9 protein-coding genes are annotated in these 15,452 nt (G+C 59.9%); 6 read left to right on the forward strand and 3 right to left on the reverse strand.

The features are described 5' to 3' along the window. Positions 1–25 precede the first annotated feature (25 nt). The 5 genes from QOL84_RS08740 (at position 26) to QOL84_RS08760 (ending at position 7,968) form a co-directional block, all read left to right on the forward strand. Positions 26–3,190 (forward strand): hybrid sensor histidine kinase/response regulator, encoded by a 3,165-nt coding sequence (locus tag QOL84_RS08740; protein WP_283436939.1) that lies wholly within the window; start codon positions 26–28, stop codon positions 3,188–3,190. A gap of 22 nt (positions 3,191–3,212) precedes the next feature. Then, entirely contained in the window at positions 3,213–3,860 is a 648-nt protein-coding gene (locus QOL84_RS08745) for a response regulator (RefSeq protein WP_283436940.1), read from the forward strand. A 109-nt stretch (positions 3,861–3,969) separates the two neighbouring features. Then, entirely contained in the window at positions 3,970–4,563 is a 594-nt protein-coding gene (locus tag QOL84_RS08750; RefSeq protein ID WP_283436941.1) for a fimbrial protein, read from the forward strand. A 72-nt stretch (positions 4,564–4,635) separates the two neighbouring features. After that, complete coding sequence (locus tag QOL84_RS08755; RefSeq protein WP_283436942.1) at positions 4,636–5,385, forward strand: fimbrial biogenesis chaperone; 750 nt, start codon at positions 4,636–4,638, stop codon at positions 5,383–5,385. 84 nt (positions 5,386–5,469) lie between these two features. Further along, a complete protein-coding gene (locus QOL84_RS08760; protein ID WP_283436943.1) occupies positions 5,470–7,968 on the forward strand; it encodes a fimbria/pilus outer membrane usher protein in 2,499 nt (832 codons plus the stop codon). A 192-nt stretch (positions 7,969–8,160) separates the two neighbouring features. Here QOL84_RS08760 and QOL84_RS08765 read toward each other — a convergent pair whose 3' ends face one another. From QOL84_RS08765 to QOL84_RS08775, 3 genes are all read right to left on the reverse strand, one after another. After that, on the reverse strand, positions 8,161–11,835 hold the full coding sequence (locus QOL84_RS08765) for a translocation/assembly module TamB domain-containing protein (RefSeq protein ID WP_283436944.1): 3,675 nt from the start codon (positions 11,833–11,835) through the stop codon (positions 8,161–8,163). Beyond that, positions 11,832–13,559, reverse strand: coding sequence for an autotransporter assembly complex protein TamA (locus QOL84_RS08770; protein ID WP_283436945.1), 1,728 nt, complete (start codon positions 13,557–13,559; stop codon positions 11,832–11,834). Before QOL84_RS08770 ends, QOL84_RS08765 begins: the two co-directional genes overlap by 4 nt. Positions 13,560–13,625: 66 nt before the next feature. After that, entirely contained in the window at positions 13,626–14,276 is a 651-nt protein-coding gene (locus QOL84_RS08775; RefSeq protein WP_283436946.1) for a GNAT family N-acetyltransferase, read from the reverse strand. Positions 14,277–14,572: 296 nt separating this feature from the next. Between QOL84_RS08775 and xthA the strand changes: the two genes are divergently transcribed. Beyond that, complete coding sequence (xthA, locus tag QOL84_RS08780; RefSeq protein ID WP_283436947.1) at positions 14,573–15,385, forward strand: exodeoxyribonuclease III; 813 nt, start codon at positions 14,573–14,575, stop codon at positions 15,383–15,385. Positions 15,386–15,452: the final 67 nt, after the last annotated feature.

Here is a 15,452-nt window from a genome sequence, read left to right on the forward strand (position 1 = left end):
CCATCACCGCTGGCCAGGCGCTGTAATGCCGCATACCAATGCATTTCTGGACAAACTGGCCAGCAGTTCGCTGCGCTTGAACAAAAGTCTGCTGCTGCTCGGCGCCCTGGTGTTGCTGCTGTTGGGCATCAGCTATGTTGGCGTGCAGCGCATGCTCGAAGAGCAGCGCGATACCCTGCAGTTTCACTTCGCCCGGTTGATGGAGAACATCCACGAGCAGGAAGTGTTTCTGCGCGATATCTCGCAAGCCAGTGCCAAGGGCCAATATTTCCCTTTGGTGTTGCCCACTTATTCGCAAAAGCTGCTGCCCGAAGAAGGCCCGAATGTCTATGAAGGACGCGGCTTGCCGTTCTCCCTGCCGTTCAGTGTAAAGATCGATCCGCACAGAATCGCCGCCGACCAATACCCCAAGGTTTTCGCGCTGGGCAGTTATCTGGCCGCCTACTACAGCGCGTTCTGGGCGGCATCGCACTATCAGTCGCCGCAAGTGATCCTGCTCAATGGCCCCGACAACTTCGACGTGGCCGTGCCCTCCGCCGGGCGCTTGCGCGGTGCCGGCCCCATGCAGATTGGCGCGTTTGCCGAAATAATGAGCCAGGTGAACCAGCACACACGCGAGCAGCCTTCATCCGCGGCCGATCATCAAGTGCATTGGGCGCCCTACCCGCCCACTCAGGACAGCGAGGCGACACCGACCCTGCTGGCCTACGTCAGGATCAATCTGCTGCAGCCAACGCTGACCATTGAAGGTGCCGATTCCTGGGTGGTGCTCGGCACGCTGTTGAAACTGTCCCAGGTGAACAACATCGAGCGATTGATGGAGTGGTCGATTTACGATGACTTCACTTTGATCACCCCGGCCGGCGTGGTCTTGACCGGCGCACAGAGGTCCGACCAGGCACTGGATGAAGGGATAAACTTCAACCGCGACGGCCTGGTGTTCAAGCTGAGCAGCCCCGGCGAGCAACACTGGACCGCGATCTACGTCATCAGCCTGCGCAGTTTCCTCAGCTATGCGCTGTGGCCATTGCTGTGCCTCGTGGCGGTGGTGCTGGCGTTGCTCGGTTGCGGTCGGGCCATCAATCGCTGGTACACCGCGCGCGTGATACTGCCGGCGCAAAGTGCGCACGCGAGCATCGCCGAAAGCGAGGCATTCAGCCGGGCGGTGATCGACACCGCGCCAACCGGCCTGTGCGTGATCCGCCGCAGCGATCACCACGTACTCCTGGAAAACCAGCGCGCCCAGCAATGGCACGACAGCAGCCGTTTGATGAGCCTGCTCAAGTCGCACACACAGTCCGGTCATGCCGATCTGGAAATCGACGGGCGGCACCTGCATATGGCCTTCGTCTCGACACGTTACCAGGGCCAGGACGCTTGGCTGTGTGCGCTGCACGATGTGACCCGGCACATCGAAGACGCGGCAGCCCTGGAAGAAGCACGGCAGGCCGCCGACTCGGCCAACCAAGCCAAAAGTCGTTTCCTCGCCACCATGAGCCATGAGATTCGTACGCCGCTCTACGGTGTGCTAGGCACCCTCGAATTGCTCGGCCTGACGCCGCTCGCGCCGCGCCAGCAGGATTATCTGGACACCATCCAGCGCTCCTCCGCCAGCCTGTTCAAGCTCATCAGCGATGTGCTCGATGTGTCGAAGATCGAGGCCGGGCAAATGACCCTTGAGCTTCAGGACTTCTGTCCGCTGGAGCTGACTGAAGACGTCGTGCGCACTTACAGCGCCTTTGCCCGCGCCAAAGGCCTGCAACTGTATGCGTGCATCGATTCGGCATTGCCGGACCGGCTTCTGGGTGACCCGTTGCGCATCCGCCAGATTCTCAACAACCTGCTGAGCAACGCGATCAAATTCACCGACAATGGCCGCGTGGTGCTGCGCGGACGCGTGTTGCAAAACGCCGCTGGCAGCGCCGAAGTGCAATGGCAGGTCAGCGATTCGGGCGTGGGGATTTCCCAGGCGCAGCAACAGCAATTGTTCGACCCGTTCTATCAGGTCAACGACGCCGACAGTCAGGCCGGCGCGGGTCTGGGCCTGGCCATTTGCAAATGGCTGTGCGAGTTGATGCACGGTCAGTTGAGCGTGGTCAGTGAACCGGGGTTGGGCAGCAGTTTTACCCTGCAACTCGCACTGGAGAACGTGCCGGGCGCATTGGCCGACTGCCCCGCGTTCGTGGCCGGAAGCCCCGCCGTTTATGTTCGTGCACCCGTTAACGAACTGGCGCTGCACCTCATCGCCTGGCTCAATCGTTTTGGCCTGGATTGTCGCTTGGTGACGACCGAGATGCCGCCATCGGCGGCGCTGTTGGTGGACCTCATGCCCCTCGACAATGCCCCGCGCTGGAGCGGGCCAAGGATCGTCGCCGTAGCGGGCGGGCCAAACCCGTCGCAACTGAATGGCACCGACTGGGCGGTCGACGCCGACGATGTGCGCGCAATTGCCTGGGCGATTTATCTGGCACAACACGGCACCCATGCGCAGCGCCCAGCCTCGTTGCAGGCAAAGACCCGCCCACTGAATCTGCAGGTGCTGGTGGCCGAAGACAACGTGATCAACGCGGCGATCATCAAGGAACAACTGGAAGCACTGGGCTGCGCGGTGGTCGTCGCCGCGAATGGCGAACAGGCCTTGGCACAGTGGGCGCCCGGTCGTTTCAATCTGCTGCTGACCGACGTCAATATGCCCGTCGTGAATGGCTACCGGCTGGCCGAGGCCGTACGCCAACAGGACGCGACGCTGCCGATCATTGGCGTCACCGCCAACGCCCTGCGCGAAGAAGGCGAACGCTGTGCCGCCGTTGGCATGAACGCGTGGATGGTCAAACCGCTGAACCTCGCTACCCTGCGCACGCAACTTGAGCAACATTGCAAAATCGCTGTGGCCCCCGTTATCGATGCCCCGCCGCCGCTATCAGCAAAAATGCGCGAGTTGTTTGTCACCACCCTGCGCCAGGATATTCAGACCACCCTGACGGCACTGGATGCAGCCGACGCCAACAGCGTGGCGCAGCAACTGCACAGCATGGCGGGGGCGTTGGGGGCGGTGCAGATCAACGTCTTGGCCAGCGCGTTTGTCGAACTGGAATGTCGCTTGACCGGCATGGCCGTGACGCCCGCGCTGGCCGTGGAAGTACGCCAACACCTGGCGCGGCTGAATGATTTGCTCGACTCCCTCGAATAACTTCACTCTGGATAAATCACTCATGGAAACCTTCAACGTTGTCATTGCCGATGATCACCCCATCGTGCTGCTGGGGGTACGGGAACTGGTCGAGCGTGATCAACGCTTTCGCGTGGTGGGCGAAGCCGTTGGCTCCGATGAGCTGATCAAGCTGCTGGAGACCCGGCCTGTGGATTTGTTGATCACCGACTTCAACATGCCCGCCGAGTCGCCCTACGGTGACGGCCTGAAACTGGTGGAATACCTGACGCGGCATTTTCCCAAGGTTCGGGTGTTGGTGCTGACCATGATCTCCAATCCGTTGATCCTGACGCGCCTGCAGGAACTCGGCGTGCTGGCGGTCATTCAGAAAAACCAGCTGCACGATGAAATAGCCGCCGCCCTCAAAGCCATTGCCAAAGGCAGCCCGGTGCGCTGGCAGACACCCGCGCCGACATCAGTGGTGAACGACGGCGCTGATCTGGACGAACGTTTTTCAAGGCTGTCGCCCAAGGAACATGAAATCCTGCGTTTGTTCGTTCAGGGCCAGGGCGTCAACGACATTGCCCGCCACTTGAACAGAAGTGCCAAAACCATCAGCACGCAGAAAATCTCGGCGATGCGCAAACTTGAAGTCAGCAGTGACCAGGAACTATTGACTTATTGCATCGAACGCAACTTGTTCAACTAACAAAGCGGACAATTCGATGAGACTTCCGTATATCTAGGAATCGTCTGATGTTCCATCGGTAAACCGCGTTTTATTGTGTTGCTTTAACCCCACCAATGGAAAAAGCAACATGAAAAAGTTGTCCCGAACGCTTCTCGCCCTTTCGATCTTCGCTGCGGCCGGCAATGTCCTGGCAGCCGACCCACCGGTTACGCCAACCAAGGCGGGCAGCGGCACCATCAACTTCACCGGCACCATCAACAACGACGCCTGTTCGGTTGAAAGCGCCGGCAAGGACAAGACCATTTCGGTCGCCATGGGTGAAGTGTCGATCAAAGACATGGGCACCGCGACTGCGCCGAAAGGCAACGGCACCTTGAGCGTCGAAAACTTCGACATGAAGATCAACTGCAACGCTGGCACCAAGGTTGCGATGATCTTCGAACCGACCAAAGGCGCCGGTTCGGGCATCGAGCCTGGCACTAAAGTGCTGCGACTGATCAGCGGCCTGGGGGCTGCAAAAGGCATCGGTATCGCCTTGCTCGACGCCAATGGCGCTGTGATCGACTTGAGCTCGCCAGCCACCGCGAAGATCGAAAACACCCTGCAGGACAGCAATACCACGCTGAAATTTTCGGCCGCCTACGTCACCACGGTTGACCCGAAACTGGCTGTTGCCGGTCGTGGCGATGCCACCCTGCCGTTCACCCTCCAATACGAATAACCCGCGCGAACTTTCGAGCCCGGTGCGGGGCCTCGCGGCCCCGTGCTTTCAATCATCTGCGCGGTAACCATCATGTTTTATCGTCACTCACTGTCATTTTGCGCGGGCCTGCTGGGCCTGTTCGTGGTCACTCAGGCCACGGCCGGCATTTCCCTGAGCAGCACCCGCCTGATCTTCGACGGCCAGCACAAGGAAGCCGGCATCACCGTCCGTAACAGCGGTGAAGACGTATTGATCCAGTCCTGGATCGACACCGAAGCCAGCGAAACCGCTTCCGTGCCATTTGCGGTCACACCGCCGCTGGTGCGTGTCAGCGGCGAAGAACAGCAAATACTGCGGGTCATCTACGAAGGCACCGGCATGCCGACCGACCGCGAATCGGTGGTCTGGTTGAACGTGCAGGAAATCCCCCAGACCGCGAAAACCCAGAACACCTTGCAGCTCGCCGTACGTCAGCGCATCAAGGTGTTCTTCCGCCCCGCGGGCCTGAAAAACAACGCCTACCTTGCACCGGGTGAGTTGACCTGGCGCCTGGCCGAGCGCGCCGAAAAAAGCGTGCTGGTGGTGAACAACCCCGGTCTTTATCACGTGTCTATTGCCGATATCACCCTGCAATCCGGCGCACTCAGCGAGCACCCGTTTGATTCGATGATGATCGCCCCCGGCGAACGCAAAGAGTTCGCCCTGAAACAACTTCACTCGACGAACACGCCAACTTTGTTATTCAGCAGTATTAATGACTATGGCGCTCAAGATCGTTTTACCGCGCAACTTTCCAACAGCGCCGAAAACCGCGCTCGTCCAAAGAACGAATCTCCATAACTCGCGAGTCGCTTTGATCGCGCACTTTCACTGTATTTCTCTTCGCTCCGTTAGTTCGTATCGGAGGTGATATAGGGTTCCTGCATGTTTTTACTCAAACGCGACGGCCTGGCATCGTTGTTGATCGCCTCGGCTATCAGCACGGCGTGCCAGGCTGACGGCGATGAACAGTTCAATACCTCGTTTCTGCAAGGTGCCGCGTCGACCGTCGATGTGCAATCGCTGCTCGCCAGTAACAGCGTACTGCCCGGCCACTACCGGGTTGACCTCTACAGCAATGACACGCTGGTCGGTCGTCGCGACATCGACTTCCGCCGCCACCCCGGCAACGGCAAGATCCAGGCCTGCCTGACCCTGGAGATGGTCCAGCAGTTGGGCGTCGACATCGCCAAGTTGCAGGCCAGCGGCAAACTCGACGCCGACGATCCGAGCGCCTGCCTCGACCTGCCGGCACTGATCGAGCATGCCTCCGTGCGTTACGACGTGCCACGCCTGCGCCTGCTGGTCAGCGTGCCGCAAAGCGCCATGGAACGTGGCCGGCGTGGTTACGTTGATCCGGCGCTGTGGGACGAAGGCGTGCCGGCAGCATTCATCAACTATCAGGTCAGCAGCAACCGTAACAGCACGCAAACGGCCGATACCATTGCCAATAACGTCGGCCTGCGCAACGGCATCAACCTCGGCGGCTGGCGTCTGCGCAATGAGTCCAACTTCAACAGCAGCACCGGCCAGCCGAGTACGTTCAAGAGCAACCGCAGCTATCTGCAACATGACCTGACCGCGCTGAAGGGCCAGTTCAGCGCCGGGGATATTTTCTCCGACGCCGACCTGTTCGACAGCGTGCGCTATCGCGGCCTGAAACTGGCCTCCGATGACGGCATGCGCGCTGACAGCGAACGCGGCTACGCGCCTGTCATTCGCGGGATCGCCCAGTCCAGCGCCACCGTGGAAATTCGTCAGAACAACTACATGCTCTACAGCGCCAACGTGCCGCCGGGCCCGTTCGAGATCAGTGATATCTATCCCAGCGGTTCCAACGGCGATCTGGAAATAACGATCATCGAGGCCGACGGTCAGCGCCGGGTGACGGTGCAGGCGTTCTCCAGCCTGCCGATCATGGTGCGTCAGGGTCAGTTGAAATACAGCGTCTCGGCCGGCCGCTACAACAGCAATAGCGATGACCAGCAGACACCGCAGTTCCTCAGCAGCACGCTGGCCTATGGCATCAGCAGCAATTTGTCCGGCATCATCGGCGTGCAGGCGACCGAGGATTTCCAGGCGTTGTCCTTGGGCGCCGGGCGCAATACGTCGATCGGTGCCGTGTCGCTCGACGTGACGCATTCCGCCAGCCGCACCTTTGGCCAAGTGGTCAAGGGCAACAGTTTGCGCGCGCTGTACGCCAAGACATTCACCGGTACCGACACCAGCTTCACCCTCGCCGCCTATCGCTATTCGACCGAGGGTTATCGCACCCTCACCGACCATGTCGAGGAACTGAGCCACGAGGGCGAAAAACGCACCGGCAACTCGAAGACCCGCACCGACCTGACCGTCAATCAGAGTCTGGGACGCGATCAGCAATTTGGCAGCGTCTACCTCAATGCCAGTGACCAGCGCTATTGGGGACGCGGTGGCTCGCAAAGTCTCTCGGCGGGTTACAGCAACTATTGGGGCGAAGTCAGTTACAACCTCGGCGCCACCTACACCAAGGATATCGGCAACTATGGGCCGGCGAACAACGACACCCTGGTCAACCTGTCGCTGTCGTTCCCGCTGGGTTCGAAACCTCGTGCACCCCGTGCCTTTGTTTCCGCGAGCACACAGAAAGCCACCGACAGCACCCAAGTGGGGATCAATGGTTACCTGACGGAAGACAGCGATACTTACTATTCGGTGCAAGGTGGTAGCAGCAGCACCGGCGGCGGCAGTGGTTCGGCCAACCTCAGCACCCGCACCTCGGTAATGGACATCAGTGCCGGTTACAGTCAGGGGCGCGGCTACAACTCGCAGAACCTCAATCTGGCCGGTTCGATCGTCGGCCACGGCGGCGGGATCAACCTCGGGCAAACCGTCGGTGAGACGTTTGCGCTGGCGCAGGTAGAAGGGGTTTCCGGGGTAAAGATCGGCAGCTTCTCCGGGGCGAAAACCGCTCGTAATGGCTATGCCGTGGTGCCCAATGCGCAACCCTATCGGGTCAACTGGATCAACCTCGACACCCGCGATCTGGGCGCCGATATCGAAATCGATAACGCGACCCGGCAAGTGGTGCCGCGCCGTGGTGCAGTGGTGCTGGCACGCTATGCGAGCAAGACCGGGCGCCGCGTGCAATTTGCCTTGTTCGATACGCAGCACCGGCCGATTCCCTTTGGTGCTTCCCTTGAAGATGGCGCTGGCAAGCAACTGGCAATCTCCGACCCGAGCGGCAAGGCACTGGCGCTGGTGGAAAGCGACACCGGGACGCTCACAATCAATTGGCAAGGCCAGCGTTGTGAAGCACCGTATGCGTTACCTGAACGTGACAAGGCATTGAACTATGAGCGGGCCTCGCTGGTGTGCCGCCCGTCCCCAGTTAATCTGCCGTAAGAAAAAATCCTTGCCCACCACAGATCAGTGTAGGAGTGAGCCTGCTCGCGATAAGGCCATCAGCCGCACCATTGATATCGACTGAAAAAACGCTATCGCGAGCAGGCTCACTCCTACAGGGGAACGCATTCCAAATGTAGGCCTTCGCCTGCTCGCGATGGCAACGACTCGATTTACGGAGAAAAGTGCGCGTCAGAAATCGCGCTTGTAGAAAATATCCAGCGAACTCGCAACGCCACTGGCCGCCTCTACATAGACCTTCTTGCTCAGCTTGTAACGCAGCGCAATGGTGCTGGCCGGTTCAAATACGCCAACGCCATAACGCAAACTCAGCTTCTCGGTAATATTGCCGCTGGCCACCACACTGGTGGCATCGCCGCTGCCAGCCGTGTCGAGCTGGAAATCCTGAATGCCTAGGTCTTTGGCCAAGCCGCTGGTGACCCCGGAGCTGCCCATCAAGCCCAACCCCAGCGCCGCTTGCGCGAGCATGTTGTTATCTTCGCCGTTGGTGCTCAGCGGACGCCCGAGTACCAGATAGGACAGGGCCTGCTCCTGGCTCATCGCCGGTTCGGAGAAGATCTGCGTGGTCGGTTGTTCAGCGCTGCCGCTCAGGCGAATACCGGCGATCACATCATCGGTCTGGCGGATCGCTTCGATGTCCAGATACGGCTGATCGAGGGGGCCGGCAAACAGCAGACGCGCGCGCCGTACCGTCAGGCGCTGGCCATAGGCTCGATATTTGCCGTCGTTCAGCCACAGTTCACCACGCGTATCCATGTTGTCGCCGATGTGCACATGACCTTGCACGTTGGCGGTCAGACCAAATCCGGCGAAGGCGAGTTTGTCTTCACCGACCACCACGTCAATGTCCATTTTCATCGCCAGCGGTGGTTTGCCCTCCTCGGTCTGCGCACCGACGATGATCGTGTCATCGGAGACTTTCACCGTTGATGGCGGCAGTTCACGCACGGTGATTTCGCCTTTGGGCACCTGAACTTTGCCAGCGATTTTCAGTTCGTCGCCGGCCATGGAAATTTTCAGGTCCGGCGCCACTTCCACCTTGGCATACGGCTCGACGCTGACCGGCAGTTGCGTGCCTTTCAATGCCAGATCGACCACCAGCGCCTGACCCCAGGCGACATTGCCGTTGAGACTGCCCTGCCCGCTCTTGCCACTTTTCCAGCCGCCGTCGAGGCGCACCGACTCACCGGCAATCAGGGCGGTAAGTTGCAGATTCTGCAGCTCCATCGGCAACTCGGCGCCGGACACTTCGCCGTCGCTGAGCTGCACGGTGCCGTTGACCAGCGGCGCCAGGAGTCCGCCGGAAATCGTCCCGCTGCCGTTGAGGCGCCCAGTGAGTTTCTCGACCATCGGCACAAACGGCCGCGCCACCGACAGGTCCAGTCCACTGAGGCGAAACGATCCGCTCAGCGGTTTGTTTTTCGGCAACGGATTCAGCTGAGCCTGCACCATCAGTTCGCCGAGTTTGCCGCCGACGAAATTGAGTTCGGTGTCGACGCGCTTCGGTGTGAGTTTGCTGGTCAGTTTGAGTGTCTGGTACGGGAAGTCCAGCCACTGATCCTTTTCCTTCATGCGCAAGGTGCCGCCGCTGGCGTCGATGCTGACCACGCCGTTGGGGCCGCTGGCCGGCAGATCCAGTTGCAGATCGGCGTTGAGCTTGCCCTGCCAGGCGAAGTCTTTCGGCAGCCATTGCGCGAGGCTTTCGATGGGGAATTGCTTGAGGTGGTAGCGCAGTTTCGGCTCCGGCATCAGCCGTTGGTCTTCACCGCACAGGCTGGCATTGCCGGACATCCAGCAATGCGCGCCGAAGTTGATTTTGCCGTCAGCCAGACGTTCGAGCTTGGCCGGGCTTTGCAGTTTCCAGTCCTGGCCACCGGCCTGAATATCGCCGTTGGCCAAGCGACCGCGCCAGTTACCCTTGTCCAGATTACCGTCGAGGCCTAGGGCCAGTTTCAGCTTCGGCCCGAGCAAGTCGAGGCTGAGTTTCTGGCTCTTGATGTCGCCTTGGGCGCTGGCGGTCAGCGTGCCCAGCGAGGTGTCACCGGCCTGAATGCCGGAACCCTTGAGGTCGATTTTCGCTCGTTGCGCACTGTCGAGCGTGGCGTCGAGGTTGAGGCTTTGCAGGCGATTGTCCTGGAACGCCAGTTGCGAACCTTGCAGGTCGAGTTTGCCCTGCGGTGCTTGCAGCGTACCGGCGACATTGATCTGACCGTTAATCTGCCCGCGCAGTTGCGGCCAGAGCTGGGCCAGGCGCGTCAGCTTGATATCGATCTGCCCGGTGAGTTTTTGTTGCAGGCTGCCCTTGCCGCTGATGCTGTTGTCGCCGAGACGGATTTGCAGGGCATTCAGATTCCATTGCTCGCCCGCGCCGTCGGCCTTGGCCTGAAGGATCGCCGGTTGCCCGCGCAGTTTGCCTTTCAAGTCGAGATCAGCGGTGAGGCTCAAGCGGTCATTCTTCATTTCGCCTTGGCTTTTCAATGGCCCGGCCAAGGTGCCCGGCAACTCGCCAACCCAATACGCCGGGTTGAGCGCCGACAGCTCCAGCGCCGTGTCCCAAGCGATGCCGTCGGCGAACTGCACATTCACATGACCTTCGGCTTTGCCCTGCCCGGCTTCCATTTTCAGTTGTGGCAAAGCGATCTGTTTCAGGCTGCCGCTGAACGGACTGCTCAGGGTAAACGCCCCGGCCGGACCATCCAGTGCGGCGTCGAAGTTGCCGAGGTATTGGCCGTCGGTGTAGGAGACTTCGCCAGTGAAGGTACGCAAGGCGACTTGTGGCTCGTCAATTTCGTTATAGAGCCGGTGCCACGGAAAATCCTGCCAGTTGATATTGGCTTGCGCGCTGAGGCCTTTGCTCCAGTCGAGGCTGCCGCTGAGCTTCAGGCTTTGCTTGTCGTTGGCGGTCAGGTCGAGGCCAGCGATCTGTGCGCCGCTGGCGTCGACTTTGCCTTTGAGCAGCAGCGCCACCGGGCCTTTATCGGCGGGCAGCGTGGCGTTGCCGTTTAACTGGTAACCGTTTTTCAGGTCGCCTTCGCCGGTCAGCAGCAATTGATTAAGTTGCAGGGTGTCGGGCAGGTCGGCGCTCGGTTTGAACGCATCGCTGGTGATGCGCACTTTCGCCGGGAGGTTTTCCACCAGCGGTTGCAATTCGCCGCTCAACTGGCCGTCGAGGTAGCCATGACTGTCGGCGCGCAGGTTGAGGGTTTTCAGCAGATCGCCATCGACTTTCAGCGCCAGCGTCCACGGTTCAGTGCCCGGCGACGGCAATGTCAGGTCACCGGCGATATTCAACGGCCAGTTGCCGGTCGGCTGCAGCGTGCCGGACAGGTTCAGGCTGAGGTCGTCGCGCTGCAATTTGATGCTTTCAATCTGCATACCCTGGGCGGTCCAGTGCGCCGCCAGTTGCAAGCCCTTGAGTTGCTCGCTGCCGTTGAACAGCAGACTGCCGACTTTTACGTCGCCCAGTTCGATGGCCAGCGGCAATTGCAGATCCGGCAGTTTGATCGGACCGCTGTCGGTGGTTTCCGCGCTCGGCGGGAATTGCAGGATCACCTGATCAGCCTGGAGCTGTTCGATGCACAAGGTCATGCGCGTCAGGCACAGCGGCGACCAGGCGAAGATCGCCTGGTTCAGCTCCACCCGGCTGCTGTCCTGCTGCCACAACAGATGATCGGCACTCCATTGCCCGCCAAGACGACCGTGGAAATTCTCTACCGTCAGGCCGGGCACGAGACCCAATACCCAACGGCTGCCAGCCTGCGTGCCGAGCACGGCAGTGAGGCTCAATACAATCAACAAGACCAACGCCAATAGCGCCAGTGCCGTTATTTTCAAACCACGCTTCACAGCTCAGGCCCCATGGAAAAGTGCAGCCGGATGCCGCCATCGTCGTCGAGTGCGTGGGCCAGGTCGAGGCGGATCGGCCCCACAGGCGAGACCCAGCGCACACCAATACCGACCCCGGTCTTGAGGTTCGGCAGTTCGAGTTTGTTGAAGGAATTACCCTGATCGACGAAGGTCGCCACGCGCCATTTCTCGGCGATCGAGTATTGATATTCGACGCTACCGGCGACCATGTAACGGCCGCCGATGCGATCGCCCTCGGAGTTTTTCGGCGACAGGCTCTGGTAGTCGTAACCGCGCACGCTCTGATCGCCACCGGCGAAGAAACGCAGCGACGGTGGCACCGAGTTGTAGCCGTTGGTGGCGCTGCCGCCGACCTGCACGCGACCGAGGAAGCGGTGCTTGTCGAACACCGTGGTCAAACCTTTGACCAGCGCGGTGCCATATAAAAGGTTGTTGTCGGAACCGAGGCCTTCCTTGGCCACTTTGCTTTCAAAGCTCAGTCGATAGCCGTTGTGCGGGTCGATGCGGTTATCGCTTTTCAGGTACGAATAACTGATGCCGGGCATCAGCAAGGTACTCAGGCCCGAGTCGTCGCCGAGTTCATATTCTTCACGCTGCCACTTCAGCGAAATCACTCGCTGCCAGCCGCTAGGCAACTTGCTGTGCCACTCCGGTCCGAAGGTCAGCAGCTTGCTGAGCGTGTCAGAGCCGTCGATGTCTTCGAATTGATAGCCGCCGGCCCAACGCAGTTTGTCGGTCAGTGGCGGGTCGAGCGGAATGTCGTAGAACAGCCCGACGTTTTGCCGTGGTGCCGACAGTTCCGCTTCCCAGCCATAGCTGTCGCCTTGCGGGTTGACCCAGTGGCGGGTCCAGTTGGCTTTGATACGCGGGCCGACGTCGGTTGAATAACCGAGGCCCAGGCCCATGGTGCGCGGCTTGCGCGTGTCGAGTTTGACGTCGACCGGGATCTCCTCGTTTTTCGCCGTGGTCGGCGCAGCATCGACGCGCACGCCTTCGAAATAGCCGCTCGATTGCAGGTCGCGGTTGAGTTCGGCGATCAGCTCGGAGTCGTACGGTTCGCCTTCCTTGAACGGCACCATGCGTTGCAGCAGGTCTTCGTCAAACGGCGTGTCGCCCTCGAATTTGACTTTGCCCAGCGCATAACGCGGGCCGCTTTCGTAGATCAATTCAACGTCGGCGACACCGGCGCGCGGGTCGACCAGAAGTTTCTGGCGGGTGAAGTGGCCGCTGAAGAAACCGAAGCGCGAGGCCTGATTCTGAATAAGTCTTTTGGCGTCTTCGTAACGCCCATGATTGAGTACCGCGCCGGATTTCAGCACGTCGCTTTTCGGTACACGAAAGGATTTGAGGGAGGCCGCCGGGCCGTCGACACGAATGGTGACGTTGCGCAGGCGAATCGGCTCGCCGGGATCGATGTTCAGCACCAGGCGTGGTTTTTCGCCGCCCTTGACGTCACTTTCGATCTGCGGCTGGTAGTAGCCCAATGCCTGGGCGGCTTTGCGCGCCTGCTCTTCGGCACCGCGACTGAAGCGTTGCAAAGCTTCTTCGTCACGGTCGCCGAGGCTGCCGATATAGCCTTCTATATTGGCTTTAAGTTCATCGTTGGACGGTTTGATCCGTACGTCCAATTCACTTTGCGCCAGCGCCGCGCAGCTGGTTAACAGCACAAGCACGCCACTGGTAAATCTTCCTGGAAACTTCATAGGCGCGGATGCTATCACGGGCTTGGGAGCGTGATAGAACAGGAAATTTCCCAAGAAGTTTCATTGTCATGCTGTTGCAGTTTGTAACACCTGCGGATTGGCGTGGAAAAATACGTGTTCACGCACCGGGCCGACGGCAACTTCGCCGATCTCTTCGTAACCCTGCCTTTTATAGAATTCCAGGTAACGCGGGTTGCCGGTGTCGAGCACCACGCCTTGCGAGGTTTCATCCACCGCGCACCAGTTGTGTACGGCGGTCAACAGTTGCTCGCCAAAGTGCTTGCCCTGGAACTGTGGGTGAATCCCCAGCAGCGGCAGCATGTGCACCGAATCGGTCGGCACGCAGGCGGCGACTGCATCGTGGTATTCGAGATAACGGCGGGTGCAGCGAAAACCGGTGCTGAGCACCATGCGCAGGCGCCATGCCCAACTTTCGGTGATGCCCAAACGGCGTTGCGGCGGCGCGATCAGGGCGATGCCGATCAGACGGTCGTTGACCAGCAGGCCGATCGCGGGCAAGTCCTGGAGAAAATGCTGTTTGACCAGTTCGCGTACCGTGGCGCGCACGCGTTGCTCGTAACCGGGACGCTCGGCTTCGAACAGGTAGCCGAAGGTCGGCTCGTGGCGATAGGCCTGATACAGCAAGGAGCGCGCTTCACGCGAGTAGCCACGGTCAAGCATGTGAATGTCGGCGATGGCGGTCTGGGTTTCAGGCATGACGGTGATTCTCCCCGGGGCGCGTGCAAATGGCGGCGCTCTTGTTGGTACGAACCTGTTGGCGGTGGGACAGTTCCCCACAGGTATAGACCAACCTTGGATCTTCATCGACCGGGCGGACGCTATCGCGAGCAGGCTCACTCCTACATTTGGAATGCGTTCCCCTGTAGGAGTGAGCCTGCTCGCGATGGCGCCATTGCAGACACTACAAATCCCACTGGCCAAAATGATTTCTCCCACACTGGCCCATTTCCCCCCTGTCAGCTAGCATCGCCCTTTTGCCAGGACTGCCGACCATGAAGATCGTTTCCTTCAACATCAACGGACTGCGCGCCCGTCCGCATCAGCTGGCAGCGCTGATCGAAAAACATCAGCCGGACGTCATCGGCCTGCAGGAAACCAAGGTCCACGACGATCAGTTCCCGCTGGAAGAAGTCCGCGCCCTCGGCTACCACGTATATTTCCACGGCCAGAAAGGCCATTACGGCGTGGCCATGCTTTCGCGCCAGGAGCCGATCGCCATCCACAAAGGTTTCGCCACCGATGAAGAAGACGCTCAGCGTCGTTTCATCTGGGGCACCTTCGCCGACGCCAATGGCCTGCCGGTGACGATCATGAACGGCTATTTCCCACAGGGTGAAAGCCGCGACCATCCGACCAAGTTCCCGGCCAAGCAGCGTTTCTACAGCGATCTGCAAACGCTGCTGGAAAGCCAGTTCCACAACGAACAGCCCGTGGTGGTGATGGGCGATGTGAACATTTCCCCGGAAGACTGCGACATCGGCATCGGCCCGGACAACATGAAGCGCTGGCTGAAAACCGGCAAATGCAGCTTCCTGCCGGAAGAACGCGAGTGGATGGCACGCTTGAAGAACTGGGGCCTGACTGACAGTTATCGCCACCTGAACCCGGACGTGACCGACATGTTCAGCTGGTTCGACTACCGCAGCCGTGGTTTTGAGGATGAGCCGAAGCGCGGGCTGCGCATTGATGTGATTCTGGCGTCGCACGGTTTGTTGCCGCGGGTGAAGGCGGCGGGTGTGGACTATGAATTGCGTGGGATGGAAAAGCCTTCTGACCATGCGCCGATCTGGCTTGAACTCAGCTGATATCAGCCAAGATCAAAAGATCGCAGCCTTCGGCAGCTCCTACATTTGAAATGCGTTCCCCCTGTAG

This window comes from Pseudomonas helmanticensis (assembly GCF_900182985.1).
GTDB classification, from domain to species: domain Bacteria; phylum Pseudomonadota; class Gammaproteobacteria; order Pseudomonadales; family Pseudomonadaceae; genus Aquipseudomonas; species Aquipseudomonas helmanticensis.